A 23,505-nucleotide genomic window follows, 5' to 3' on the forward strand; every position below is an offset into this window, starting at 1 on the left:
CGCGTGACAACGTTTGACGTTTACGTAAAAAGAAGATCGCCAGGGAAGCCGAAAGCAGATGATTTTGCCTCGGCACGGGTCTTAAGTAGACCTTTCGAACTGAGGGCGGCCGGACTGAGGAGGAGCGAGCGCCATGTATCGGGCACCGGTCGAGGAAATCGCCTTCACCCTGAAGCATGTCGCCGGCCTGAAGCCGGCGCTCGACGCCGGCAACTTTGGCGAACTCGGCGAGGACCTCGTCGACGCCATTCTGGCCGAGGCCGGCCGCTTCGCCAGCGAGGAGGTGGCGCCGCTTTACACGATCGGCGACCGGCACGGCGCGGTGCTCGACGGCGCTGCCGTCACTACCCCGCCCGGCTGGAAGGAACTTTATCGCCGCTGGATCGGCGGTGGCTGGAATGCGCTGTCGGCGCCGGAAGCGTATGGCGGCCAGGCGCTGCCGACCATGCTCGGCGTCGCCGCGCTTGAAATGTGGAACTCCGCCTCGATGGCGTTCGGCATCGCCCCGACGCTGACCATGGGCGCGGTCGAAGCACTCGACAAGCATGGCTCGCAGGCGCTCAAGGCCAGATATCTGGAAAAACTGGTCTCCGGCGAATGGATGGGCACCATGAACCTGACCGAGCCACAGGCAGGCTCGGACCTGAATGCCTTGCGAACCCGCGCCGAACCGGTCGGCGACGGCACCTACCGCATCTTCGGGCAAAAGATATTCATCACCTATGGCGAGCAGGATTTCACCGACAACATCATCCATCTGGTGCTGGCGCGGCTGCCGGACGCACCGCCCGGCACGCGCGGCCTGTCTTTGTTCCTGGTGCCGAAATTCCTCGTCGGCGACGATGGCGCGCTGGGCGCACGCAACGACGTCTTCTGCTCCGGGCTGGAGCACAAACTGGGCATCCACGCTTCGCCGACCTGCACGATGATCTATGGCGATGGCTTCGAAGGCGCTGCGCCCGGCGCGATCGGCTGGCTGGTCGGCGAGGAGAACAAGGGCCTCGCCTGCATGTTCACCATGATGAACAATGCGCGCCTTGCCGTCGGCATGCAGGGCGTCGCGGTCGCCGAGGCGGCGATGCAAAAGGCGCTCGCCTATGCAAACGACCGCCGGCAAGGCAAGGCGGCAAGCTATCGCGGTGCCGGCATGGCGCCGATCGTGCATCACCCCGACATCCAGCGCAGTCTTCTAACCATGAAGGCGCTGACCCAGATTGCCCGCGCCATCTGCTATTCCTGCGCCCACGCCATCGATCTCGCGTCGCGGAGCGAGGATGCAAAGCACTGGCAGGAGCGCGCCAATCTTTTGACGCCGCTGGCCAAGGCGTTTTCCACCGATGTTGGCGTCGAGGTCGCCTCGCTTGGGCTGCAGGTGCATGGCGGCATGGGGTTCATCGAGGAGACGGGGGCAGCAGCGCTTTATCGCGACGCGCGCATTGCACCCATTTACGAAGGCACCAATGGCATCCAAGCGATCGATCTGGTGACGCGCAAGCTGCCGCTCGGCGGCGGTCGGCATGTGCATGGCTACATCGCCGAGCTCAAGGCCGTCGCCGATGCGGTGCGAGCGTCGAACCTTGAAGGCTTTGGCCGCACCGCCGATCGCCTCGACCAGGCGCTTGATGACCTGTCAAAGGCGAGCCGTTTCCTGCAAGACCTGCAGGCCGAAGGCCGTCCGGACGAGGCGTTGGCGGGCGCCACACCTTATCTCAGGCTGATCTCACTTGCCGCTGGCGGCGCCTATCTGGCGCGCGGCGCGCTTGCCGACCAAAGCCGCATCGCGCTGTGTCGGTTCTTCGCCGAGAACCTGCTTGGCGAAGCGGGCGCACTCAAGGAGCGCGTCATCGGCGGCGCCGACAGCCTTGCCGTTGCCGGCAAAGCGCTGATTTCAGCCTGACGTTCGCACGCGCCGAAATTCACAAAGGCCCAAATTCACAAAGGACCAATCCGTGACAGACCACATCCTCGTCGAACGCCAGGGTGCCATCCAGATCATCCGCATGAACCGTCCGGACAAGAAGAACGCCCTGACCCGCGCCATGTACGCGACGATGTCGGCGGCTCTTGCCGGCGGCGACGCCGATCCGGCAATCCGCGTCCATGTCTTTCTCGGCGTGCCCGGTGCCTTCTCGTCCGGTAACGACCTTGCCGATTTCATGGTCGTCGCCTCGGGCGGCGAAAGCGGCACCGAAGTCTGGCATTTCCTGATGGCGCTGGCCAAAGCGGAGAAGCCGATGGTTTCCGGCGTCGACGGCATTGCGGTCGGTATCGGCACCACGCTCAACCTGCATTGCGACCTGACCTTCGCCACGCCGCGCACAATGTTCCGGACGCCCTTCGTCGATCTCGGCCTTGTGCCGGAGGCAGGATCGAGCCTGCTCGCACCGCAGATCCTTGGCCGGCAAGGCGCCTTCGCGCTGCTTGGCCTCGGCGAGGGCTTTTCGGCCGAGCGCGCCAAGGCCGCCGGGCTGATCTACGAGGTGGTCGAGGAAGAGGCACTCGAAGCATCGGTATTGGCGGCGGCGGGCCAGATCTCGGCCAAACCGCCGCAAGCGCTAAGGATCGCGCGCGACCTGATGCGTGGCTCGCGCGACGACCTTGTCGAGCGCATCGGCAAGGAAAGCCAGCATTTCCGCGAGCGGCTCACATCCGACGAGGCCCGCGCAGCCTTGACGGCCTTCATGGCCAGGAAAAAGGCCTAGACCATCTGGCCTTGTCTCGCATCGTGGACCCGCCGGCAGCAACCGGCGGGCGGTTTCGCCACGCTCTCTTTGTCACATCGCCATTTTTTTACATTCGGCCTGGGCCTTTGCCGAAGACGTGTCGATCATGAATGTCTTGCCTTTGGCGTCGGTCATCAACATCATGCAATGCTTGATCGGTTTCGCCATTTTCATCATTTCGGCGCTCATCTTCGCGTCTGGCATCATGGTGCCCATATGCCCATCGGGCATGATCGCCATGACCTCCCCACCCTTCATCATCGTCATTGTCCCCATCGCCTCCTCCGCAAAGGCTTGCGAAGCGAAAAAACCGGCAAGACCGGCTATCGTGACCAACCTGAGTGAATGCATTGCTTCCTCCTGAATTTGCGCCAGCGGCGCGTTGAGCCCTTTCCTGGTTCGTTCCGGCAAGCTGGAACGTTTCACGCACACGAGATCGTGATCGTGGGAATTGGAAACGCCAGGTCTCTTTAGCCCGGCATGGGTCGCGCAGGAGCCTGATCTCCTGTGTCTCGATGCGACTTACATGGTCTGCGGCCAGCGCTGCGCGGCGTGCATGACGGTGAGGATTTCGACAGTTTCGCCGTCGATGCGACAAGGGACGATATACGGCACATCGACCAAGACGAGTTCCCGTGTCCCCTTGATGCGCCCGATGCGCCCCGTCGCCGGCTGTTCGGTGAGATGTTCCGCCGCCGTTACGATACGCGCAATGATCCTCGCGGCCACCTCGGGATTGTCTTTCTCAACATGCGTGCCGATTTCATCAAGCCGCCGCAACGCCCGCTTGGTCCAGCGGATTCGCTTATGGCTCATGCCTGGCGGGTGGATTTAACGTATTTTCTAACGACAGCCTCTACGTCGCTGGCACCCGCAAAATCGCCTTGCGAGGCTTCAGCCAATCCTGCCTCTATCTCGGCGAGTTGCCATTCCTCACGGGCTACAAAATCCTCGATGGCCTTCGCAGCCACATAGGAGCGCGAGCGGTCGAGCTTCTCGGCAAGCCGGTCTAGCCGGTCTGCAGTTTCGTCACGAACGCGCACGGTAAAAGCCGTCATGGCCACATTCCTCTGGTTCACTATGATTATTAGTGAACCAAAGTGGTTCGTCATGGATTGCCGCATCGTCCTCTACGGATAAAGCCTCACCTTGTCCCAGCCGCCCTCGGCGTTGCGCGAAAAGACGACACGGTCGTGCAGCCGGAACGGACGGTCGTGCCAGAACTCGATGGTCTGCGGCACGATGCGGAAGCCCGACCAGTGTTTTGGCCGCGGGATGTCGCCGATCGCGTGGCGCGCCGTATATTCGGCGACCGCCTTTTCCAGCGCGAAGCGGCTTTCCAGCGGCCGCGACTGCTTGGACGCCCACGCGCCGATGCGGCTGCCGCGCGGGCGCGTCGCGTAATAGGCATCGGCTTCGGCGTCGGTGACGATCTGCACCGGGCCGCGCGCCCGCACCTGCCGGCGCAGCGATTTCCAGTGGAAGCACATCGCCGCTTTCATGCTGCCCAGAATCTCACGGCCCTTGGCGCTCTCGAAATTCGTGTAGAAGACAAAGCCGCCCTCATCGAACCCCTTGAGCAGCACCATGCGCACATTCGGCATGCCCTCGGCATCGACCGTCGCCAGCGCCACGCTGTTGGGGTCGTTGATCTCGCTCTTCGTCGCGTCGTCGAGCCACGCCGCAAAAAGCCGGAACGGTTCCGCCGCCTCGGTAAAGTCACCGCTTGTTAACCCGGTTTCGCTCATAGTTTTCTCAAATTTATCGCCGGCTGGGGAGATTGCCGATTGTCGCGTATCGCGCAAGCTTTTGACAGTGGGCAATGGAGCGTTATCGCTTCGGCCAGCGCCAAAGCCATGATCGTGACAATCATCCTGCCGCTTGCCGCCTGTGGCGGGGGCGGCTTCAGTCTGGAGCAGACGGAGGTCGACCGCTCGATACTCACCTCAAGCACACCGGCCTCGGTCACGCCTCTCGATCAGGACCGCGCCTCCGACCAGGCCACGATCCGCAACGCGGTGTCCTCCGCCGACGTCGAGCAACTGGCCGGGCAGGCCGTTCCGTGGGCGAATGCCGATACCGGCTCGCGCGGCTCCATCACCGAGCTCGCGGAATTCAGGGCCAACGGCGAGACATGCCGTCGCTTCACCGCTTCACGCGAGAGCTTCGACGGCGTCGCGCTGTTCAAAGGCGAAGTATGCCTGGCCGGCGGCAGCGCCTGGCGAATGCAGGATTTCAAGGCGCTCTGATTTTCCGCCGGAGACATAGTGGTAAGCCACTGGAATTTCTTCCTATGCAAGCGCATATAGGAGGCGATCATGGAACCACTCCTTCTCCAGGGCAGTAAGCATGCGCGACCCCTATGAGGTGCTGGGCGTTGCCAAGAACGCATCGGCCAAGGACATAAAATCGGCGTACCGGAAGCTCGCCAAGAAGTACCATCCGGACCAGAATCCGGATCCCAAGGCAAAGGAGCGTTTTGCCGCCGCCAACCAGGCTTACGAGATCGTCGGCGACGAGAAGAACCGGGCGGCTTTCGATCGCGGTGAGATCGACGCCGAAGGCAAACCGCGGTTCCAGGGTTTCGAGAGTGCGGCCGGCGGCGCCGATCCTTTCGCCGGTTTCCGCCGGCAGCAAGGGCCGGGCGGCGCGCATTTCGAATTCCGCACCGGCCGTCCCGGCGGTGATCCGTTCGACGGCAACAGCGACATCTTCAGCCAGATCTTCGGCGATGCTTTCAGCCAGCAGCGCGGAGCCGGCATGGGCGCCGGCCGCCGCATGCCGACTGCAGCCGACCTCAACGTCACGCTGGACGTCACCATCGAGGAGGCCGCAACCGCCCAGAAGGTGACGGCGATGTTCCCCGACGGCCGCAAGGTGGCGGTCAAGCTGCCGGCCTATGTCGAGGACGGCCAAACCATCCGGTTGAAAGGCCAGGGTGAGCAAGGACCGGGGCAGCCGGGCGATGCACTGGTCAAGATCCGTTTCCGCCGGCACCCGCGCTACCGCGTCGAGGGCCGCGACTTGCATGTCGACCTGCCGGTGGAACTGGCCGATGCGGTGCATGGCGCCAAAGTGGCTGTCGAAACCCCGACCGGCAGGATTGCGGTCAATGTTCCCCCTTGGTCGAGCTCGGACAAGGTTCTGCGGCTGAAGGGCAGGGGCCTGCCGGAAAAAGCCGGCGGTCACGGCGACCTCTACGCGCATGTGCGACTGATGCTGCCCGAAGGCGGCGACGCCGAGCTCGAGGCGCTGATGCGCCGGCGAAAGAGCTGACGGTCGAAAAGGCCGGCGCTGATATCATGTGTGAAAAGCGGGCATGAGTGGTTTCATGCCGTCGATTATCGACAGGAAACGAGCAACCAGCGCCAGGAGCCGCCATTTGGCCGAAGTAGGTTCAAAGTCAGCTAACCTCAAAGGCCGACATTTGCACGCGCCATAGTTCTGCTTCGCGAACACGGTCGACGCCAGTCGACCGACTGGCGATGAGCCAGTTCGGCGGGGGTTAGCCGCACAAGCTTGTAGGGGTCGATCGATGCAGTCGCCAGGCCAGCAAGGTGGAGAGTCGCACCGCTGACCATCACTAGCGCGTCGACGCCTGCGCCATTCTCCCTCTTGCCAGCCTGCTCGACGTGGCGGGCGAAATTTACCTCCGAGCCGACCAGAAAAGAGAAATCCCACTGGCGATCGTTGACGAACATCACCTCGCCGGAGTGTAAGCCGACCCTGATGCGGCGCGACAGGGAGCCCATTGAACGCTTCCAAGCGTTGCCGAGCGAGATTTCCGGAACCAGTTCCGCGACGGCGGCCAGCGCCTTTAGCGCCGTTTCGCTGGGCGTCATTTCGCTCCCCAGCCAGAGAGCTAGCACGCCGTCGCCTGTAAAGTTTTGAACGATCCCCCCGTGGGCCACCACGACCTGGCGGGTCAACGTGAAGTGCTCGATCATGAACCGCGTGGTTTCGACCAGGCCAAGCGCGCTCGCCAAGCCGGTCGAGTCCTCCACGTCGGTAAACATGATCGTGGCGATGGCGCGCTGGAATTTCGTTTCACCCATGCCGAATGACGGGAGCACGCGGTCAGTCTGTGAATTCGTATAGGCAGTGATCGGATGCATTGGAGTCCGGCCCCGAGCGGTTCAAACGTCGCTCGAATATGACTGGACGGCGTAGGCGGATCGTAAGCCCGCCGTGGCGGGCACGTCAGAATTACATCAGAAATCCATTCGGGCCTGCCTTTAGCGGCTTGCAGCCGACCTTTTTAGTCAAATTCGGCGGGACCCTCAGCTCAGCAACTTACGGAGGTCAAGCAGCCCCGCTCCAAACTGTTGATCGAACGAAGGCACCCTTCTCTCGCAATTAGGGCTGTCCGGTAGAATCGGAACGTCAGCTTTTTCAAGCCAAGGCCATGAAACCTCCTTTGCGCCCGACTGGGTCATCTTCGCCTTAACCTCTATGCCGTTGAGCGGCCTACCGGTGGAGCGATGTTTCGACTGCAACAAAGCGGCTGCTCCCGCGACGATGGCCGAGGCTGCAGATGTTCCGCCAAATACCGTGTAGAGCCCGGCGCGGTCTCTGCTTTCGACGCGCGGTGGCTGGATCCCTTCCAGCTGTCCGCCGGAATAGCCGTGGTAGCCCGGGATGTCGGTGGTGAGCACGCCCTGCGGCGCGTATTCAACCTGGGGGAGCTTCTCGTAGATCTCGAAATTGTGGTCACGTGAACGCGGCGACTCACGGTCCAGTCGTATTTGGCAGCGCGTACACACCTCCTGGTCGTCGGACGGCGCGGAAATGGTGACGGAATTGTCGGTCGGATCGCCGCTGTAGTTGGAATATGCTGAACGTCTCGCCAGATAAGTGGCGGCCGCCACCGCAATCACGCCGTTGCTTTCGCCGGCCTTGCTCGCCGGGTAAATCAGATGGTCGTAGCCATCGTTGCCGGCTGCGCAGATAATGGGGATTTCCTCGCTGATCGCCTCGAAAAGCTTCTCGAAATAATCCCAAATTGGCTTTGCCTGTTCGACCGAAGTATATCTGCTGTCGCCATATCCAGAATAGGAACGGTGCGCTCGCCATGGATCGGGTACTTCCCGGGGAAAGTGTATGACAGAAACCTTCTGGTCGCGGGCATAGAGGAACGCCAGAATGAGCTGCGCTGCGTCGGGCCGTGCTGAAATCTCGATCGGCAGAAGTTCAGCGCCGGGGGCGACCCCCCAATAAGGTATTGCGCCTTCACCGTCGCTAAATTGCCTCAACTTCGCGGGCGAGGGCGCAGGGGCGCCGACCATCAGCCCGGCGCAGGCGGTCCCGTGCGCTGAGTAGCGCATACGCGAGGTCTCAGCAGTCTCCTGAATTACGCCGCGTCCATCTTTCAGTGCTCGAAGCAGCGATTTCTGAACCTCGACTTCCTGCGCATTGTTTCTCGATTTGATCAGGCCTGCCGCCCATGCCCAGGTGTCGTCGCCCACAAAGCTCGTGCTCTGCTTTTTTTCCGGTCCTCGCAAGACGGGCGTTTGCTGCTTGGGTGTGGCGTAACTCAACCCGAAAGGGTGAGCGGCGAAGCTGACCGCAGCACGGATACGAGGCTCTAGATTGGGATGGCTTGAGTTCACCCCCGTATCGATCTGGGCAATGACTTCGCCGTAACCGGGCTTGTCAGTACCCAACAAATCCCAGGCGTCGGCCTCCAGCAGGTATGCGGCCTCGTGCGGCAACCGTGCTTCAGGGATGCGCGGACGATCACGTAAGGCGCCGATTGCGATCAGGTGCCACAGGTAGTGATACCAGTCATAACAAAGATGGCCTTCGCCCTTCTTGATGTCGTCTGTCATGGCACCCCCCTACCATTCGCTCTGGGCGCGTCGGATCGTTTCATCCATCGCGTCCACCAAGTACGGAGAAATGCGCGCAGCCAGTTCCTCGCCGGCATCGGTGTCGCTGGCGTAGTGCAGCCCGGCCCATTCCCTGTTCTCGGCCACCCGGCGGGCGCGCTCATAAAGCGCGGTTACGCCGGCGTGCTCGGGCAACATCCGTTGCAGAACGTTCGCCACCGCAAATGACTGAAATGAATGATTGGACGGGTAGGAAGCGTGCGAAGGAACCGGAAGCGCCGGCCGCAGCCTCGGTTCAATGATGTTGGGCCGTGGCCGATTGAATCGATCTTTGTAGTTGAGCCCGATCTCCTCCGTGAGTTCGAGGATCGCAACAATCAATGCGCATGTCCCCTCGAAGCCCGCGAGAGTGTCTATTCCGAGCGGTGCCGTGTAGTCCAAAATCCCGAACGATGCCTGGCGGACGATCTCCTCGCGCCGCAGCGGGTCACCTTCCCTCCTCTTCTGCAGATCGATAAGCGCTTCTGTCTCCCTGAGGCTCTCTGAAGGTCCGGGCGGGGGATCGATAAGAATGTCCTCCCAGATCGCGCCGAGATATTTGTTGGCGACGCTTAGTCCGATCCTGTGCAGGGCACGCTTGTCGTGCCACGCCGGCAAAGCCTCCTCGCCGGTTTCGAAAGCCGTTTGCCCTCTGCCGCGTCCCCGTCCTCGTCCGCGCCCTCTGCCCCTGCCTCGGCCTCGACCTGCGCTCGGCCCCGCCAGGAAGGCTGGCGAAAGGCGCATGACACCCTCCACAGGGTCATCAGAAATCGTTATCACGATCTGCTCTTCTTGAATCGACAAAACGCTGCTCTTGGTCATCATAGACACGAAAGGATGCAGTTTTTCGCCGCCTCTGTTTTTGATGTATTCCTCAAGAGATTTGTCAGGTTTTGCGTCACCCAATATCAGTGGATATTGCCTTATATCCGATCCACTGACCAAGAAGCGGGCGTTAAACAACTTGTTATTAAGGTCAATTGTCGACATCATGTCCACCCCTCAACTAAAGCTTCTAAATTCGATTCGCGCCAACTGGTGGTCGGAGCCTCGACGTAACGCCTGCGGTGCGCAACGCTAGGGTGCGTACCTTGGCAGCGTTATTCGCGACAGCCCGCTCTTGATAACCGAAACTCCGAGTACGCCTGCAATTGGATAATTCTCCTCCGAAAGCAGCTCGAGCGAGAAATCCGGCTCCCAGACGCGCAAGCGTTCGACAGTTCGAACTGCTTCCACGGTCTGCCCAAGATGTCCGTGGCAGGCAGCCGAGTATCTCAAAGCGGGTAGGTATGTGGGTTGCTGCGCAAGGACACGCTCGCCGTGACGTATCCCCTCCTCGAAGCGCCCGTTCAGAGTTGCCAAGATGCAGCACGTGGTATCGATGCAGTAACGATACAGGGGAGGCCCGCCCAGTGCACGTGCGCGCATCGCATCCTCATAGCCACGCTTCACCTCGCCGAGATAGCCGAGCGTCAAGGCACGCATGTCCCAGCAAATGGCTTGTAGCGGGTTAGCGGCTATCGCTCGATCGGCGAGTTCCAGTGCCTGCGCGTATTCACGAAAGACGAACGAATGGGCATGAGCGGCCAACGCCAGGGTGATAGGATTGAAGGGGGCCACTTCGACGGCGCGACTGGCGCATTCCCGAACCTGATCGTGAAAGGTGCCCGAGCGGCCGACCCGTCTCTCGCCAAAGCGGGTGACAAACACAAACAGCTGCCAACCCAGATACGTGCTACGCGGGTCGAGCTCATATGCTTCGGCGAGCATGCGCTCAGCCGAATCCAGGTCCGTATCGCGCATGCGGAATACCTGTCGCAGCGCTGTCAATGCAAGCCGAGACGCCCGGTGTCGGGGCTCGTCGCGGATGGACTTAGGATCGAGAACGAATTCGAGGATCGAAAACACGATCTGATTGACCAATGACATCAGCTTCAGGCTCGCCGGGCCAGTCAGGTCGGCCAGCTCGAGAAAATCCGTATGAGACCACAAGAGCCGGCTGTCACCGGGCGCAATTAATGCAAATGTCAAGCCCACTCTGTCGCCCACCACCGTTGCCCTGGTTTGCAACAGCCAGTCTGGTAGCGCAGTGTCAGGCGCTTGGGTCAGCGGTCCCTGCGCTTGAAAATCCACGACGTCGACCACTTCAAAATTCAGGATCGATCGAACCACCAGATCCACGACAAGGTCGCTGACGGCCCTGTTAGCGGAGCCCTCCGTCCACCTAGCATCGCGAAGCAGGCCCAAGCATAGCCGCGACGAATTCAGAAGTGAGGCGCTTCGCTGTCCGGACAACTGATCTGCCGCGGCAACATGAGAGACTTTTGCTGGCACTGTGCGAGGCCGGGGCCATTGGCTTCTTTGCTCACGAAGCCAATCCTCGAACTCTGGATCGCGAATATCGAGGCCCTCAAGCAGATCACGCGTGGCAGAGCCTTCGGGCGGATCGTTCAAATCGATGCCGATCGAAGCGACGTCGAGTCGAACCACATCACGATCGGTCGAGATGAGATCAAGGCCGGCGCTGCGGAGCGACTTCCGAACCTCGGACAGTTCCTGCCGCAAGCTTGCTGCACCCTGCTCCTCGCCGCGAGTGCTCCAGAGCTTGCTTTGCAGCCATTTTCGGCTCCGCGTACCGGTGGGTGCCAGGGCGAGCATGGCCAAGAGCGCTTTAGACCGTCTGCCATGCGGCGTGACGTCCGCGCCATCCGCGCTCTCAATCGCGAATGGCCCGATCAATCTAAGGAAAGGACGGCCATCCGAGTACACTAGCGGCCCCTCGCGTCCCCGTATCCTAATATATCATCTGCTAATATAAGTCTAACTATAATTCTCGGCTTCCGTAAGGTCAAACCTACGCGTGGCAAAGGATTCGAGACGGAATTTCTGCTGTGACGGAAGGACTCGGTAGCGACATCAAGCGGTCGTTCGATGTAAGCGGTCCCATTGTCGGCTCGGGGTCATGAGCGTGACTTCGGCCACTGGCCAACGAACTTCCGCCAAAGGGTCATCTTCCGCCGTGCCACACCGATACCAGTGTCGGATTTTTCCACGGCCCACGGCTGCAAGGTCAAAGCGCTATAGCGTCCTTTGCGCGCCCAAAAGGACGCGCGGCTCTGTACACCAGCGGCTTTGTCCCCGAACTGTCCGCTTTGAACGCTTGAAGGGGCACTGTGGCTGTGCGATAGGCACTCCACAAAGCAGAGAACCTTGCGGAGAGCGCTGACATGGCGGGTGAACGGGGCCTTATGGCCGGCAAGCGCGGCCTTATCCTTGGCATCGCCAACAATCGCTCGATCGCTTACGGCATCGCCAGGGCCTGTGTCGATCACGGCGCCGAGATCGCGCTGACCTATCAGGGCGAGGCGTTCAAGAAACGTGTCGAGCCGCTCGCGGCGGAACTGGGCGCGCATGTCGCGGGCCATTGCGATGTGACCGACCCGGCCAGCCTCGATGCGGTGTTCGCCGATATCGCCAACCATTGGGGCAAGCTCGATTTCCTCGTCCACGCTATCGCCTTTTCCGACAAGGACGAGCTGACCGGCCGCTATGTCGAGACGACGCGCGATAATTTCCTGCGCACCATGGATATTTCGGTCTATTCCTTCACGACCATTGCCAAACGTGCCGAGGCGCTGATGACCGACGGCGGCTCGCTGCTGACGCTGACCTATTACGGCGCGGAAAAGGTGATGCCGCACTACAACGTCATGGGTGTCGCCAAGGCGGCACTCGAAGCCAGCGTGCGCTATCTGGCCGTCGATCTCGGCGCCAAGAAGATCCGTGTCAACGCGATCTCCGCCGGCCCGATCAAGACGCTTGCCGCATCCGGCATCGGCGATTTCCGCTATATCCTGAAATGGAACGAATACAATTCGCCGTTGAAGCAGACGGTCACGCAGGAGGAGGTTGGCGATTCCGGCGTCTATTTCCTGTCCGACCTTTCGCGTGGCGTCACCGGCGAGATCCATCATGTCGATTCCGGCTATCATGTCGTCGGCATGAAGGCGGTCGACGCGCCGGATATTTCGACGGTCAAGGACTGACGCCACCGCCTGACCTCTTCCGGAAGACCTGATGTACCCGCTCGTCTATATCGTGCGCCACGGCCAGACGGCGTGGAACGCCGAGGCCCGGCTGCAGGGGCAGGCCGATACCGACCTCGACGAGCTTGGCCGCGAGCAGGCTAGCCGCAACGGGCGCAGGCTGGCCGAACTCATCGACAAGCCCGAAGATTTCGACTTTGTCGCCAGCCCGATGCGGCGCACGCGCGAGACGATGGAGCGCCTGCGCGCGGCAATGAAGCTCGATCCGCACGCCTATCGTACCGAGCCGCTGCTCGTGGAATTGAGCTTTGGCGACTGGCAGGGTTTCACCTTTGCCGAACTCGAGGCGAACAATCCTGGTTCGACCAGGCGCCGCCGGCTCGATAAATGGAATTTCCAGCCGCCCGGCGAAGGCGCCGAAAGCTATCAGATGCTGCTCGAACGGGTGAAGCCGTGGTTCGACGCGCTCGATCGCCAGACGGTCTGCGTGACCCATGGTGGCGTCATGCGCGTAATGTTCCGCTTGGTACTGGGGATGTCCGAACAAGATGCGGTCAGCATGGACGTGCCGCAGGACCGCGTGCTCAGACTGGACGGCCGGCGCCTGGAGTGGCTTTGAGACCGATGACGCAGCGTATGTTGAGATCAGGTCGGGCCGGCATCAGCTGAATGTCGACGCGTCCTACTCGGTCGATCCGGTGTCCGGCAGTTCCATATCGGTGACGACATTCTCGCCATTCGTCACGTCATAGGCGAGGACGATGTCCATGCCTGGCTTCAGCGCATCGAGGTCGGTTTCGGCGTTCAGCTTGTAGGACTTGCCGTCGTCCAGCGTCAGCGTCAGCGCATCCTTGTCGACCTTCTTGATCAGGCCTTCGGTCTGGCCGGCGAAGGCGGCGGTGGAGATCAACAGCGTGGCGGCAACAGCGCCAATCAGGATACGCATCATCGTCCTCTTTAATCATTGCCGGTACAGCGGCTCGGTCCAACGGAACGGAACTGAGCAGAAACCAATCGAATGTGTCAAAACTAAATCCGCCGGATCACAGTTTGACCACTGTGGAAAACGCCAATAGAAGGCAGGCGACAGCGCCGCGCGTCCTCCTGGACGCGCAAAGGACGCTGTAGCACTTTTGATTTTGTGCATGATCCTTTCCGAAAATCGCTCCGATTTTCGGGGTTATGCGCTAGGCCGGCTCCGACGCCGGCAGGGCTGGTTCCATGTCGCACAACACGTTCGGCCATCTTTTCCGCGTCACCACCTGGGGCGAAAGCCACGGGCCAGCGCTGGGCTGCGTCGTCGACGGCTGTCCGCCAGGCATCCGCTTCACTCGCGACGAGATCCAGGCCGAACTCGACAAGCGCCGCCCCGGCCAGTCACGTTTTGTGACGCAACGTCGCGAACCGGATGAGGTGAAGGTCCTGTCCGGCTTCGTCCTCGATGAGGACGGCGAGACGATGATCACCACCGGCACGCCGGTGTCGATGCTGATCGAGAATGTCGACCAGCGCTCGAAGGATTATGGCGACATCGCCCGCCAGTTCCGGCCGGGCCATGCCGATTACACGTACGAGGTCAAATACGGCCTGCGCGATTACCGCGGCGGCGGCCGCTCCTCGGCGCGTGAGACGGCGGCGCGGGTGGCGGCCGGAGCGCTTGCCCGCAAGGTCGTGCCCGGCATGGTGGTGCGCGGCGCGCTGGTGTCGATGGGCGATAAATCGATCGATCGCGCCAATTGGAACTGGAATTTCGTCGGCGACGCCGAAAACCCGTTCTTCACACCTGATCCGGCGTCCGTCGCCGTCTTCACCAAATATCTGGACGACATCCGCAAGGCGGGCTCCTCGGTCGGTGCGGTCATCGAGATCGTCGCCGACGGCGTTCCGGCGGGGCTTGGCGCGCCGATCTATGCCAAGCTCGACCAGGACATCGCCGCCGGCCTGATGTCGATCAACGCCGTCAAGGGTGTCGAGATCGGCAACGGTTTCGAGGCCGCCCGCATCACCGGCGAGGAGAATGCCGATGAGATGCGCATGGGCAATGACGGCAAGCCGGTCTTCCTGTCCAACAATGCCGGCGGCATCCTCGGCGGCATCTCGACCGGCCAGGCGATCGTCGCGCGTTTCGCCGTCAAGCCGACCTCGTCGATCCTGACGTCGCGAAAGTCGATCGACAAGGACGGTAACGACGTCGAGATCATGACCAAGGGCCGGCACGATCCATGCGTCGGCATCCGCGCCGTACCGATCGGCGAGGCGATGGTTGCCTGCGCCATTGCCGATCATTATCTGCGTCATCGGGGACAAACGGGAAGGGAGTAGGGAGTAGAGTAGGGGAGCAGGTTATGCAGCTCCCACGACAGCATTTTTTCCTTTTACTCCCATACTACCCTACTCCCCTATTCCCTGCGAGCGAAGCGAGCACTTATGCCTTACGACCAGAAGAAGATCGTCGAAGCCCTGCGCGCCTTCGAGCGCGGCGAGATCGTCGTCGTTATGGACGATGACGGCCGCGAGAACGAGGGCGACCTGATCGTAGCCGCCGTCCATTGCACGCCGGAAAAGATGGCGTTCATCGTTCGCAACACGTCGGGTATCGTCTGCACGCCGATGCCGCGCGAGGAAGCCAAGCGGCTCAACCTGTCGCCGATGGTCGCCGACAATGATTCGGCCCACACCACCGCCTTCACCGTCAGCGTCGATTTTAAGCACGGCACCACGACGGGCATTTCAGCGGACGACCGCACACTGACGGTGCGCAATCTCGCCAACGGCAATGTCGGCGCCTCCGATTTCGTCCGGCCCGGCCACATCTTTCCGCTGATCGCGCGCGAAGGCGGCGTGCTGATGCGTTCGGGCCATACCGAGGCCGCTGTCGACCTCTGCAAGCTCGCCGGCCTGCCGCCGGTCGGCGTCATTTCCGAGCTGGTCAACGATGACGGCACCGTCATGCGTGGCCCGCAGGTGCAGGCCTTCGCCGAACAGCACGGGTTGAAGCAGATCTCGGTTGCCGACCTCATCGCCTACCGGCAGCGCAAGGAAACGCTGGTCGAGCGTGTCGCCTGTTCCGACATCGAGACAGCAGGCGGCAAGGCACAGGTCTTCACCTACACGCTGCCCTGGGATTCGATGCATCATGTAGCGATCGTCTTCGGCGACATCCGCGACGGCGAGGAGGTGCCGGTGCGCCTTCATTCCGAGGACGTGGTCAGCGACGTGTTCGGCACCAGCCACAGACTGGACGCCATCATGAAGACGATGGGCGAGCGTAAGCGCGGCGTCATCGTCTATCTGCGCGAAGGCTCGGTCGGCGTCGCCCATCAGGAGCGCAAGCGCCCGGCTGCCGGCGACCGCGAGGATCACGAAGAGGCTCGCCGCCGTGAAAACGAATGGCGCGAGATCGGCCTCGGCGCGCAAATCCTCAAGGATCTAGGCATTTCCTCGATCAATCTGATCGCCTCGCGCGAGCGTCATTATGTCGGCCTCGAAGGTTTTGGCATCCACATCGCCAAGACCGAGATTCTTTAGGCCATTCTCACGGTGCTGGTATGCGTCCGGCCCCGGCTGGGGGCCGGACGCACCGGAAACTATTCCGCAGCGACCGCGGCTGCGTCGCATGCAGCCATGTCGCAGTTCGGCGCGGCAAGGCTGCGCTGGCCGGCGAGCACGATGGCCAAAGCGATTGTGCCCGATGCCACCGATACCCAGAACCCGTTCTGCGCGCCGAAAGCGTCCACCACCCAGCCGGCGGCGAAGGAGCCGAGCGCCATGCCGATGCCGATGCCGGTCATCACCCAGGTCACGCCCTCGGTCAGCACCGCCTCCGGCACGCGCCGCTCGATCAGGCCGAATGCCGTGATGAAGGTCGGCGAGATTGCCACGCCGCTGACGAAGACGGCCAGTGCCAGCAGCGGCACGGTGTCGGCGACGAGCAGCGGCAGCGTGGTAAGCGCAATGATGGCGATTGCGATGGCAAGCTGAATCTGCAGCGGCACTTTCAGGTTCAGGGCACCGATGACGATGCCGACGACGAACGATCCGAGCGCGTAGACGCCGATGACGAAGCTGGCGGCGCCCGGCTGGCCAAGCTCCTTGGTGATCGCCACGGTGCTCACCTCCGTGGTGGCGAAGGTCGCGCCGATGAAGATCAGGGCCAAGGTAATGATCTGGACCGGCCGCAGGCGGATTGCCGAGCCGCCCGAACCGTGTTCCACCGGTCGCGCTCGCGGTTCGGTCGAGCGCTGCAGGATGAAGGCCGTCGAACCGAAGGCCAGGAACAATGTGCTCGCGAGCACTCCCGCTTCCGGGAAAAGCGCGACACTCAGTCCGACCGACAGCGATGCGCCGGCGATGTAGACCAGTTCGTCCGCCGCCGACTCGAAGGCGAACGCCGTGTTCAACTCGGGGCGGTTGCGAAAAATCTCGGTCCAGCGTGCGCGCACCATTGCCGGGATGCTGGGCATGACAGCGGCGAGCAGCGCCGAGACGAATAGCGTCCATATCGGCCAATGCTGATTGGCCGCTGCAATCAGGATGGCGAAAGCGAGCGTGGAAATCATGGTGGTCGGCACCACAATCCGCGTCTGGCCGAGGCGGTCCACCAGTCGCGATACCTGCGGGGCGACGAAAGCGTTGGCCAGCGCATATGTCGCGGAAACGGCACCGGCCAGCCAGTATTCGCCATCGGTTTGCGACAGCATTGCGACGATCCCGATCGGAGCCATGGCCATCGGCAGCCGGGCAACGAACCCGGCCGCAGCAAAGCCCTTGGCGCCCGGCGCGCGAAAGATCTGCGAATAGGGATTTTGCATGGTCTGGCTCCTCGACAACGGCCGGTTCGGCGATTACATACGTAGCGTATGAGTTTAAATAGATCATACGCGGCGTATGTCAATTGGCATACGAGGCGTATGTTAATAGGGCCAGGGCAATGCACAGACCACGCAGGGAGATGATTGCCGAGACCCGCGCCAAACTGATTGCCGCGGCGCGCCAGGCCTTCGGCACGCTCGGCTATGCCGAAGCCTCGATGGATGACTTCACGGCATCGGCCGGGCTGACGCGCGGTGCGCTCTATCATCACTTCGGCGACAAGAAGGGCTTGCTCCAGGCGGTTATCGCCGAGATCGACGCCGAAATGGCAGCCCGGCTGAAGGTCGTTTCGGCCAAGCCGGACAATCTCTGGCAGGGCTTTGTCGACGAATGCACCGCCTATATCGAGATGGCGCTGGAGCCGGAGATCCAGCGTATCGTGCTTCGCGACGGGCCGGCGGTGCTCGGCGATCCATCGCAATGGCCAAGCCAGAGCACATGCATCCGCTCGATGACAGAGAGCCTGCAAAGACTGAGCGACGAGGGGACAATTCTCGCCGTCGATCCCGAAGCCGCGGCAAGGCTGGTCAGCGGCGCCTCGCTGCATGCGGCGCAGTGGATCGCAAATTCGAACGATCCCGAAGCGACGTCGAAGAAGGCAGTGAAGGCGTTTAAGGTTCTTCTGGAAGGGCTGCTCAATAGCACCGGCAGGCTGCATCAACCTGATCGACCGTCAGCGATGCAGCCCGAGGTTGACCGATCACCGGCCTGAGATCATCTTTTCGCCAATCCCAGGCGGCTCGCGGTGGGCTCAGCCGACGCCGGTTGCCTAAACCCTGTTGGACATCGCGTCACCAGCGCGCGAAAACATGGCCAAAGCGGTAAGGCGCGCCTATATCGGGGCATGGTCACGAGACTTTACACCCATCCGATTTTCCTCGAGCACATAACACCGCCCGGTCATCCGGAGCGGCCGGACCGTCTGCGCGCCATAGAGCGTGTGCTTGACGACGAGGCCTTCGCGGCGCTCGATCGCGTCCAGGCGCCTGAAGGCGACGAGGCAACCATCCTCTACGCGCATCCGCCCGAATTCGTCGAACGTGTCCGCGCAGCGATACCGGACACCGGCATCGCCCGTATCGACGCCGATACCACCGCCAGCCCGAAGAGCTGGCAGGCGGCCGTGACCGCGATCGGCGCTGCCAACGCCGCGGTCGATGACGTCTTCACCGGCCGTGCCGAGAACGTCTTCGTCGCCGCTCGGCCGCCCGGCCATCATGCCGAGAAGACCACCTCCATGGGTTTTTGCCTGTTCAACACCGCGGCGATCGCGGCACGCTACGCGCAGAAGAACCATGGCGCCGGCCGCGTCGCCGTCGTGGACTGGGATGTGCATCACGGCAACGGCACGCAGGACATCTTCTGGGACGATCCGTCGGTGCTCTATTGCTCGACACACCAGATGCCGCTTTACCCGGGAACCGGGGCTGCGAGCGAAACCGGCGCCGGCAACATCGTCAACGCGCCGCTGGCGCCGCAGAGCGGCAGCGATGTTTTCCGTGACGCCTTTCTGTCACGCATCCTGCCGGCGCTCGACAATTTTGCGCCCGATCTCATCATCATCTCCGCCGGTTTCGACGCCCATCACCGCGATCCGCTGGCCGAGATCAACCTGACCGAGGATGATTTCGACTGGGCGACCGGCCAGTTGCTCGAACGAGCCGGGCGGCATAGCCGCAACCGGCTCGTCAGCGTTCTTGAGGGCGGCTACGATCTGCAGGGATTGGCATTTTCGGTCGCCGCCCATGTCGGGCGGCTGATGAAGGGATAGACGATGGCTGGTGAGACCAACGAGGACGTCAAGGCGATGAGCTTCGAGCAGGCGCTCGAGGCGCTGGAACGGATCGTCGACGATCTGGAGCGCGGCGACGTGCCGCTCGACCAGTCGATCCGCATTTACGAGCGCGGCGAGGCGCTGAAGGCGCATTGCGACCGGCTGCTGAAAGCGGCCGAGGACAAAGTCGAGAAAATCAGGCTGTCGCGCGACGGCAAGCCGGTGGGGACAGAGCCGCTGGATGCGGATTGAGGCGCGGCCTCGAACGACGATTGTGCTTGCCGGCTTTGGACATCATCACGATTGAGGGTAAAACTCATCCCGTTTGAAACGGCTCCAGGACGAGAGGAGATTGCGAACGATGTGCAGAAACATCAAAACCCTGTTCAATTTCGATCCGCCGGCAACCAATGACGAGGTACGCGATGCCGCACTTCAGTTTGTCCGTAAGCTAAGCGGAACGACACGGCCGTCGAAACAGAACCAGCATGCGTTCGACCATGCCGTCGAAGCCATTGCCGCCTCGGCGCGTGAATTGCTCGACAGCCTCGAGGCGACGCAGCATCCGCGCAATCGCGAAGAGGTGGCGGCCAAGGCGAAGGCCAAATCTGCACTTCGCTTCGCCTGAGGGGACCGCGTGAGCTTCTTTCCCGGAAACGATCCGCAGATGGGCGATGCCTTCGCCAGCGATCAGATCGAACTGATGGTCATTCCGAATGCCAAGGACATCGGCGGATTTCAGGTTCGCCGCGCCTTGCCGACGGCCAGGCGCCGGCTAGTCGGACCCTTCATCTTCTTCGACCGCATGGGTCCAGCCGTTCTGCGGGCCGGCCAGGCGCTCGACGTGCGCCCGCATCCGCATATCGGTCTGTCGACGGTGACTTACCTGTTCGACGGTAAGATCAGGCACCGCGATTCGCTCGGCACTGAGATGGTGATCCAGCCCGGCGACGTGAATTTAATGACCGCCGGCCGCGGCATCGTCCATTCGGAGCGCACGCCGGAAGAACTGCGCGGCGCGCCGATGTCGGTTTCCGGCCTGCAGACATGGCTGGCGCTGCCGGACGGCAAGGAAGAAGTCGCGCCGGTCTTCGAAAACACCGCGGCGCTGCGCCTGCCCGAAATCGATGCAGAGGGTGTCAGCGGCCGTGTCGTCATCGGTGCATTGTCCGGACTGCGCTCCCCGGTCGCCACCGCTTCGGACACGCTTTATGCCGATCTCAGGCTGGCGCCGGGTGCCAGCGTGAAGATCCCTGCCGATGCCGAGGAGCGCGCCATCTATACGCTGGAAGGCGAGGTTTCGATATCCGGTGACCGCTTCCCGGCCGAGCGGCTGCTGGTTTTCCGGCCCGGCGATGAGATCGTTGTTTCATCGGAGGGCGGCGCCCACTTCATGCTGTTTGGCGGCGCTTCCCTCGGTTCGAAACGTTATATCTGGTGGAATTTCGTATCGTCCTCAAAGGAACGCATCGAGCAGGCGAAAGAAGAATGGAAGACGGGCCGCTTCGATATCGTTCCTGGAGACGAGCAAGAGTTCATCCCGCTGCCCGAAAGCTGATGCGCGTTACCGCCACATTTACATTCGCCGGCCAGCGGCATATCTCACGATGAACAGAAAATCTGACCAGGCTCGCAAACAGTGAACGCAAAGCCCGATACGCCGCTTCTCGACAAAGTCCGCGTCCCAGCCGATTTGCGCACGCTTGCCGAAGCCGACCTGCCGCAGCTGGCGTCCGAGCTTCGCGCCGAGCTGATCGACGTCGTTTCCCACACCGGCGGGCATCTCGGCGCCGGCCTCGGCGTGGTCGAACTGACCGTCGCGCTGCACTACGTCTTCAACACGCCGGACGACCGGCTGATCTGGGACGTCGGCCACCAGGCCTATCCGCACAAGATCCTGACCGGCCGCCGCGACCGCATCCGCACGCTGCGGCAGGAGGGCGGCCTGTCCGGCTTCACGCGTCGCGTCGAGAGCGAATACGATCCGTTCGGCGCAGCCCACTCCTCAACCTCGATTTCAGCCGGCCTCGGCATGGCGATGGCGCGCGATCTGTCTGATGGCCGCAACAATGTCATTGCCGTCATCGGCGACGGTGCCATGTCGGCCGGCATGGCCTATGAGGCGATGAACAATGCCGGCGCACTCGATGCCCGGCTGATCGTTATCTTGAACGACAACGACATGTCGATCGCTCCGCCGACCGGCGCGATGAGCGCCTATCTGGCGCGGCTCGCCTCAGGCAAGACCTATCTTGGGTTGCGCGATTTCGGCAAGAAGCTGACGTCCTATCTCGGCGAGCGCGCGGATCGCGCCATCAAGCGCGCGGTCGAGCACGCGCGCGGTTACGTCACCGGCGGCACGCTGTTCGAGGAGATGGGTTTCTACCACATCGGCCCGATCGACGGTCACAACCTCGAGCACCTGATCCCGGTGCTGAAGAACGTCCGCGACAATGCCGACGGCCCGGTGCTGATCCATGTCGTGACCCAGAAGGGCAAGGGCTACGCCCCGGCCGAGGCGGCGGCCGACAAATATCATGGCGTCAACAAATTCGACGTCATCACCGGCGCCCAGGCCAAGGCGCCCGCCAATGCGCCGAGCTATACGAAGGTGTTTGCCGAAAGTCTGATCCAGGAGGCCCGAGAGGACGACCGCATCGTCGCCATCACCGCCGCCATGCCGACCGGCACCGGGCTTGATCTGTTCGGCGAAGCGTTTCCGGCGAGGACCTTCGATGTCGGCATTGCCGAGCAGCATGCGGTGACCTTCGCCGCCGGCCTTGCCACGGAAGGCTTCAAGCCTTTCGCGGCGATCTACTCGACCTTTCTCCAGCGCGCCTACGACCAGGTCGTTCACGACGTGGCGATCCAGAAATTGCCGGTGCGCTTTCCGATCGACCGCGCCGGCTTCGTCGGCGCCGATGGTGCCACCCATTGCGGCGCCTTCGACACGACCTTCCTGGCGACGCTGCCCGGTTTCGTCGTCATGGCCGCGGCCGATGAGGCCGAGCTGCGCCACATGGTACGCACCGCTGCAAGCTTCGATGACGGCCCGATCGCCTTCCGCTACCCGCGCGGCAACGGCGTTGGCGTCGAGATGCCGCAACGCGGCTCGGTATTGGAGATCGGCAAGGGCCGGATCGTCAGGGAAGGCACCAAGGTTGCGCTGCTTTCCTTCGGCACCAGACTGCAGGATTGCCTTGCCGCGGCCGAGGAGCTTGGCGCGGCCGGGCTTTCGACCACGGTCGCCGATGCCCGTTTTGCCAAGCCGCTCGACGAGGACCTGATCCGGCGGCTGGCCCGTTCGCACGAGATCCTGGTCACGGTGGAAGAGGGCGCGGTCGGCGGCTTCGCCAGCCATGTGCTGCAGTTCCTGGCCCATGAAGGGCTGCTGGAGAGCGGCTTGAAGGTGCGCCCGCTCGTGCTGCCCGACGCCTTCGTCGACCATGCCAAGCCGGAAAAGATGTATGCCGATGCCGGGCTGGACAGCGCCGGCATCGTGCGCACAGTGTTCGTGGCGTTGGGGCATACCGCGCAGGCCCAGCGCGCCTAGTTTTTAGACACATTTCCCGCGACGCCGAAGCGATTCAACTTGGCTGCAAGATGCCGGTCTGAATCAAAATCTCAACTGCTTGAATCAAATTGCCGGCGAACAGTCGCAACATGCTGTTTACGCTGCTGTTTCCGGTCGCGCACACGGGTGTCCGGCTTTACAACAGCGACGGTCTGACGCCGGCCGTCGAACGGCGGGTTTCGCGGACGATATTCAAAAGCATGATCCCGAAGAGACTCTAGGAACTAGAACCACATATCCCGCACACAGCGACCATCTCTCGGCAAATCTTCGAATGTGTCGAGACCATCGAAATGGTCGATCGGGAGATCGGCGACGGCCTCGGGCGGCGCAAGCCTCAAATTGACGGCGATGCGGTAGCGCCCAGCCGCATCCGGATGCAAACCGCGCCAGGCCAGGACGCAAGCGCACGTTGGACAGAAGAGAATCTCAAGTGAAGGATGAGCCTTTCCGACGCGGCTATAGGCGCTTACGGGCCCGGCAAGGCGGATGCGTTCGTCGACATAGTCGTAAGCCCAGAGCGTGCCGTAGCGGCGGCAAAGTGTGCAGTTGCAGGCAGTGACCGAACCGGGATCGCCCTCCAGGGTCCAGCGGGCGGCACCGCAGTGGCAGGTTCCCGTCAGCATTTCCTCCTCCGCGTTTCGACCAC

Annotated in this window: 25 protein-coding genes; 14 read left to right on the top strand and 11 right to left on the bottom strand. The window is 62.2% G+C overall.

Annotation, left to right across the window (positions count from 1 at the left end; genetic code table 11):
* Positions 1–133 precede the first annotated feature (133 nt).
* Together NKJ35_RS07190 and NKJ35_RS07195 are read left to right on the top strand one after the other, a co-directional pair.
* Entirely contained in the window at positions 134–1,897 is a 1,764-nt protein-coding gene (locus tag NKJ35_RS07190; protein WP_352645868.1) for an acyl-CoA dehydrogenase family protein, read from the top strand.
* Between the two features lie 52 nt (positions 1,898–1,949).
* The gene (locus tag NKJ35_RS07195; protein WP_352645870.1) at positions 1,950–2,702 is read left to right on the top strand and encodes a crotonase/enoyl-CoA hydratase family protein; all 753 of its coding nucleotides are present in this window, start codon (positions 1,950–1,952) and stop codon (positions 2,700–2,702) included.
* Between the two features lie 72 nt (positions 2,703–2,774).
* Here NKJ35_RS07195 and NKJ35_RS07200 read toward each other — a convergent pair whose 3' ends face one another.
* The 4 genes from NKJ35_RS07200 to pdxH all read right to left on the bottom strand — a co-directional run bounded on the left by NKJ35_RS07200 (position 2,775) and on the right by pdxH (position 4,471).
* Positions 2,775–2,990 (bottom strand): hypothetical protein, encoded by a 216-nt coding sequence (locus NKJ35_RS07200; RefSeq protein ID WP_352476647.1) that lies wholly within the window; start codon positions 2,988–2,990, stop codon positions 2,775–2,777.
* Between the two features lie 255 nt (positions 2,991–3,245).
* The gene (locus NKJ35_RS07205) at positions 3,246–3,539 is read right to left on the bottom strand and encodes a type II toxin-antitoxin system RelE/ParE family toxin (RefSeq protein WP_352645872.1); all 294 of its coding nucleotides are present in this window, start codon (positions 3,537–3,539) and stop codon (positions 3,246–3,248) included.
* Entirely contained in the window at positions 3,536–3,781 is a 246-nt protein-coding gene (locus NKJ35_RS07210; RefSeq protein WP_352645874.1) for a CopG family ribbon-helix-helix protein, read from the bottom strand. Before NKJ35_RS07210 ends, NKJ35_RS07205 begins: the two co-directional genes overlap by 4 nt.
* Before the next feature lie 72 nt (positions 3,782–3,853).
* Complete coding sequence (gene pdxH, locus NKJ35_RS07215; protein ID WP_352645876.1) at positions 3,854–4,471, bottom strand: pyridoxamine 5'-phosphate oxidase; 618 nt, start codon at positions 4,469–4,471, stop codon at positions 3,854–3,856.
* 39 nt (positions 4,472–4,510) lie between these two features.
* Between pdxH and NKJ35_RS07220 the strand changes: the two genes are divergently transcribed.
* Both NKJ35_RS07220 and NKJ35_RS07225 read left to right on the top strand, forming a co-directional pair.
* Positions 4,511–4,972 carry an RT0821/Lpp0805 family surface protein gene (locus NKJ35_RS07220; RefSeq protein WP_352645878.1) on the top strand — a complete coding sequence of 154 codons (462 nt, stop codon included), beginning with the start codon at positions 4,511–4,513 and terminating at the stop codon, positions 4,970–4,972.
* Between the two features lie 100 nt (positions 4,973–5,072).
* A complete protein-coding gene (locus NKJ35_RS07225; protein ID WP_352645880.1) occupies positions 5,073–5,999 on the top strand; it encodes a DnaJ C-terminal domain-containing protein in 927 nt (308 codons plus the stop codon).
* Positions 6,000–6,136: 137 nt separating this feature from the next.
* Here the strand turns inward: NKJ35_RS07225 and NKJ35_RS07230 are convergent, their stop codons facing one another.
* The 4 genes from NKJ35_RS07230 to NKJ35_RS07245 form a co-directional block, all read right to left on the bottom strand.
* Positions 6,137–6,838, bottom strand: a complete 702-nt coding sequence (locus NKJ35_RS07230; protein WP_352645882.1) for an adenylate/guanylate cyclase domain-containing protein — start codon at positions 6,836–6,838, stop codon at positions 6,137–6,139.
* A gap of 165 nt (positions 6,839–7,003) precedes the next feature.
* Complete coding sequence (locus tag NKJ35_RS07235) at positions 7,004–8,551, bottom strand: S8 family peptidase (protein ID WP_352645884.1); 1,548 nt, start codon at positions 8,549–8,551, stop codon at positions 7,004–7,006.
* A 9-nt stretch (positions 8,552–8,560) separates the two neighbouring features.
* The gene (locus tag NKJ35_RS07240; protein ID WP_352645886.1) at positions 8,561–9,583 is read right to left on the bottom strand and encodes a phosphatase PAP2 family protein; all 1,023 of its coding nucleotides are present in this window, start codon (positions 9,581–9,583) and stop codon (positions 8,561–8,563) included.
* A gap of 84 nt (positions 9,584–9,667) precedes the next feature.
* Positions 9,668–11,248: a hypothetical protein gene (locus NKJ35_RS07245; protein ID WP_352645888.1), complete on the bottom strand. Its 1,581-nt coding sequence runs from the start codon at positions 11,246–11,248 to the stop codon at positions 9,668–9,670.
* 569 nt (positions 11,249–11,817) lie between these two features.
* On the opposite strand from NKJ35_RS07245, the gene fabI reads away from it, so the two are divergent.
* Together fabI and NKJ35_RS07255 are read left to right on the top strand one after the other, a co-directional pair.
* Positions 11,818–12,636: an enoyl-ACP reductase FabI gene (fabI, locus tag NKJ35_RS07250; RefSeq protein ID WP_352645890.1), complete on the top strand. Its 819-nt coding sequence runs from the start codon at positions 11,818–11,820 to the stop codon at positions 12,634–12,636.
* A 31-nt stretch (positions 12,637–12,667) separates the two neighbouring features.
* A complete protein-coding gene (locus NKJ35_RS07255; RefSeq protein ID WP_352476657.1) occupies positions 12,668–13,255 on the top strand; it encodes a histidine phosphatase family protein in 588 nt (195 codons plus the stop codon).
* A 63-nt stretch (positions 13,256–13,318) separates the two neighbouring features.
* Here NKJ35_RS07255 and NKJ35_RS07260 read toward each other — a convergent pair whose 3' ends face one another.
* Positions 13,319–13,582, bottom strand: a complete 264-nt coding sequence (locus tag NKJ35_RS07260) for a DUF1344 domain-containing protein (RefSeq protein WP_023716902.1) — start codon at positions 13,580–13,582, stop codon at positions 13,319–13,321.
* 275 nt (positions 13,583–13,857) lie between these two features.
* Here NKJ35_RS07260 and aroC point away from each other — a divergent pair, with 275 nt between their 5' ends.
* Both aroC and ribB read left to right on the top strand, forming a co-directional pair.
* A complete protein-coding gene (gene aroC / locus NKJ35_RS07265; RefSeq protein WP_352645892.1) occupies positions 13,858–14,958 on the top strand; it encodes a chorismate synthase in 1,101 nt (366 codons plus the stop codon).
* Between the two features lie 105 nt (positions 14,959–15,063).
* On the top strand, positions 15,064–16,164 hold the full coding sequence (gene ribB / locus NKJ35_RS07270; RefSeq protein ID WP_352645894.1) for a 3,4-dihydroxy-2-butanone-4-phosphate synthase: 1,101 nt from the start codon (positions 15,064–15,066) through the stop codon (positions 16,162–16,164).
* Positions 16,165–16,223: 59 nt separating this feature from the next.
* Here the strand turns inward: ribB and NKJ35_RS07275 are convergent, their stop codons facing one another.
* Positions 16,224–17,447, bottom strand: coding sequence for an MFS transporter (locus NKJ35_RS07275; RefSeq protein WP_352645896.1), 1,224 nt, complete (start codon positions 17,445–17,447; stop codon positions 16,224–16,226).
* Positions 17,448–17,566: 119 nt separating this feature from the next.
* Between NKJ35_RS07275 and NKJ35_RS07280 the strand changes: the two genes are divergently transcribed.
* From NKJ35_RS07280 to dxs, 6 genes are all read left to right on the top strand, one after another.
* The gene (locus tag NKJ35_RS07280) at positions 17,567–18,220 is read left to right on the top strand and encodes a TetR/AcrR family transcriptional regulator (RefSeq protein ID WP_352645898.1); all 654 of its coding nucleotides are present in this window, start codon (positions 17,567–17,569) and stop codon (positions 18,218–18,220) included.
* Positions 18,221–18,352: 132 nt separating this feature from the next.
* Positions 18,353–19,279 carry a histone deacetylase family protein gene (locus tag NKJ35_RS07285; RefSeq protein WP_352476662.1) on the top strand — a complete coding sequence of 309 codons (927 nt, stop codon included), beginning with the start codon at positions 18,353–18,355 and terminating at the stop codon, positions 19,277–19,279.
* Positions 19,280–19,282: 3 nt separating this feature from the next.
* On the top strand, positions 19,283–19,534 hold the full coding sequence (locus NKJ35_RS07290; RefSeq protein WP_031211056.1) for an exodeoxyribonuclease VII small subunit: 252 nt from the start codon (positions 19,283–19,285) through the stop codon (positions 19,532–19,534).
* 109 nt (positions 19,535–19,643) lie between these two features.
* On the top strand, positions 19,644–19,910 hold the full coding sequence (locus tag NKJ35_RS07295; protein ID WP_352540105.1) for a DUF2277 domain-containing protein: 267 nt from the start codon (positions 19,644–19,646) through the stop codon (positions 19,908–19,910).
* A gap of 9 nt (positions 19,911–19,919) precedes the next feature.
* The gene (locus NKJ35_RS07300; RefSeq protein ID WP_352645901.1) at positions 19,920–20,840 is read left to right on the top strand and encodes a pirin family protein; all 921 of its coding nucleotides are present in this window, start codon (positions 19,920–19,922) and stop codon (positions 20,838–20,840) included.
* Between the two features lie 81 nt (positions 20,841–20,921).
* The gene (dxs, locus tag NKJ35_RS07305) at positions 20,922–22,835 is read left to right on the top strand and encodes a 1-deoxy-D-xylulose-5-phosphate synthase (RefSeq protein WP_352645903.1); all 1,914 of its coding nucleotides are present in this window, start codon (positions 20,922–20,924) and stop codon (positions 22,833–22,835) included.
* 245 nt (positions 22,836–23,080) lie between these two features.
* Here the strand turns inward: dxs and NKJ35_RS07310 are convergent, their stop codons facing one another.
* The gene (locus NKJ35_RS07310; RefSeq protein ID WP_352646295.1) at positions 23,081–23,482 is read right to left on the bottom strand and encodes a GFA family protein; all 402 of its coding nucleotides are present in this window, start codon (positions 23,480–23,482) and stop codon (positions 23,081–23,083) included.
* Between the last annotated feature and the right edge of the window lie 23 nt (positions 23,483–23,505).

Source organism: Mesorhizobium sp. M0136, assembly GCF_040322515.1.
Lineage (GTDB): Bacteria > Pseudomonadota > Alphaproteobacteria > Rhizobiales > Rhizobiaceae > Mesorhizobium.

What these genes read in the sequence shown, in the direction of transcription:
- NKJ35_RS07190 (WP_352645868.1), top strand. Translation starts at nt 134, where the DNA reads ATGTATCGGGCACCGGTCGAGGAAATCGCCTTCACCCTGAAGCATGTC.
- NKJ35_RS07200 (WP_352476647.1), bottom strand. Translation starts at nt 2,990, where the DNA reads ATGACGATGATGAAGGGTGGGGAGGTCATGGCGATCATGCCCGATGGG.
- NKJ35_RS07205 (WP_352645872.1), bottom strand. Translation starts at nt 3,539, where the DNA reads ATGAGCCATAAGCGAATCCGCTGGACCAAGCGGGCGTTGCGGCGGCTT.
- NKJ35_RS07210 (WP_352645874.1), bottom strand. Translation starts at nt 3,781, where the DNA reads ATGACGGCTTTTACCGTGCGCGTTCGTGACGAAACTGCAGACCGGCTA.
- pdxH (WP_352645876.1), bottom strand. Translation starts at nt 4,471, where the DNA reads ATGAGCGAAACCGGGTTAACAAGCGGTGACTTTACCGAGGCGGCGGAA.
- NKJ35_RS07225 (WP_352645880.1), top strand. Translation starts at nt 5,073, where the DNA reads ATGCGCGACCCCTATGAGGTGCTGGGCGTTGCCAAGAACGCATCGGCC.
- NKJ35_RS07230 (WP_352645882.1), bottom strand. Translation starts at nt 6,838, where the DNA reads ATGCATCCGATCACTGCCTATACGAATTCACAGACTGACCGCGTGCTC.
- NKJ35_RS07235 (WP_352645884.1), bottom strand. Translation starts at nt 8,551, where the DNA reads ATGACAGACGACATCAAGAAGGGCGAAGGCCATCTTTGTTATGACTGG.
- NKJ35_RS07240 (WP_352645886.1), bottom strand. Translation starts at nt 9,583, where the DNA reads ATGATGTCGACAATTGACCTTAATAACAAGTTGTTTAACGCCCGCTTC.
- NKJ35_RS07245 (WP_352645888.1), bottom strand. Translation starts at nt 11,248, where the DNA reads ATGCTCGCCCTGGCACCCACCGGTACGCGGAGCCGAAAATGGCTGCAA.
- fabI (WP_352645890.1), top strand. Translation starts at nt 11,818, where the DNA reads ATGGCGGGTGAACGGGGCCTTATGGCCGGCAAGCGCGGCCTTATCCTT.
- NKJ35_RS07255 (WP_352476657.1), top strand. Translation starts at nt 12,668, where the DNA reads ATGTACCCGCTCGTCTATATCGTGCGCCACGGCCAGACGGCGTGGAAC.
- NKJ35_RS07260 (WP_023716902.1), bottom strand. Translation starts at nt 13,582, where the DNA reads ATGCGTATCCTGATTGGCGCTGTTGCCGCCACGCTGTTGATCTCCACC.
- aroC (WP_352645892.1), top strand. Translation starts at nt 13,858, where the DNA reads ATGTCGCACAACACGTTCGGCCATCTTTTCCGCGTCACCACCTGGGGC.
- ribB (WP_352645894.1), top strand. Translation starts at nt 15,064, where the DNA reads ATGCCTTACGACCAGAAGAAGATCGTCGAAGCCCTGCGCGCCTTCGAG.
- NKJ35_RS07275 (WP_352645896.1), bottom strand. Translation starts at nt 17,447, where the DNA reads ATGCAAAATCCCTATTCGCAGATCTTTCGCGCGCCGGGCGCCAAGGGC.
- NKJ35_RS07280 (WP_352645898.1), top strand. Translation starts at nt 17,567, where the DNA reads ATGCACAGACCACGCAGGGAGATGATTGCCGAGACCCGCGCCAAACTG.
- NKJ35_RS07285 (WP_352476662.1), top strand. Translation starts at nt 18,353, where the DNA reads ATGGTCACGAGACTTTACACCCATCCGATTTTCCTCGAGCACATAACA.
- NKJ35_RS07290 (WP_031211056.1), top strand. Translation starts at nt 19,283, where the DNA reads ATGGCTGGTGAGACCAACGAGGACGTCAAGGCGATGAGCTTCGAGCAG.
- NKJ35_RS07295 (WP_352540105.1), top strand. Translation starts at nt 19,644, where the DNA reads ATGTGCAGAAACATCAAAACCCTGTTCAATTTCGATCCGCCGGCAACC.
- NKJ35_RS07310 (WP_352646295.1), bottom strand. Translation starts at nt 23,482, where the DNA reads ATGCTGACGGGAACCTGCCACTGCGGTGCCGCCCGCTGGACCCTGGAG.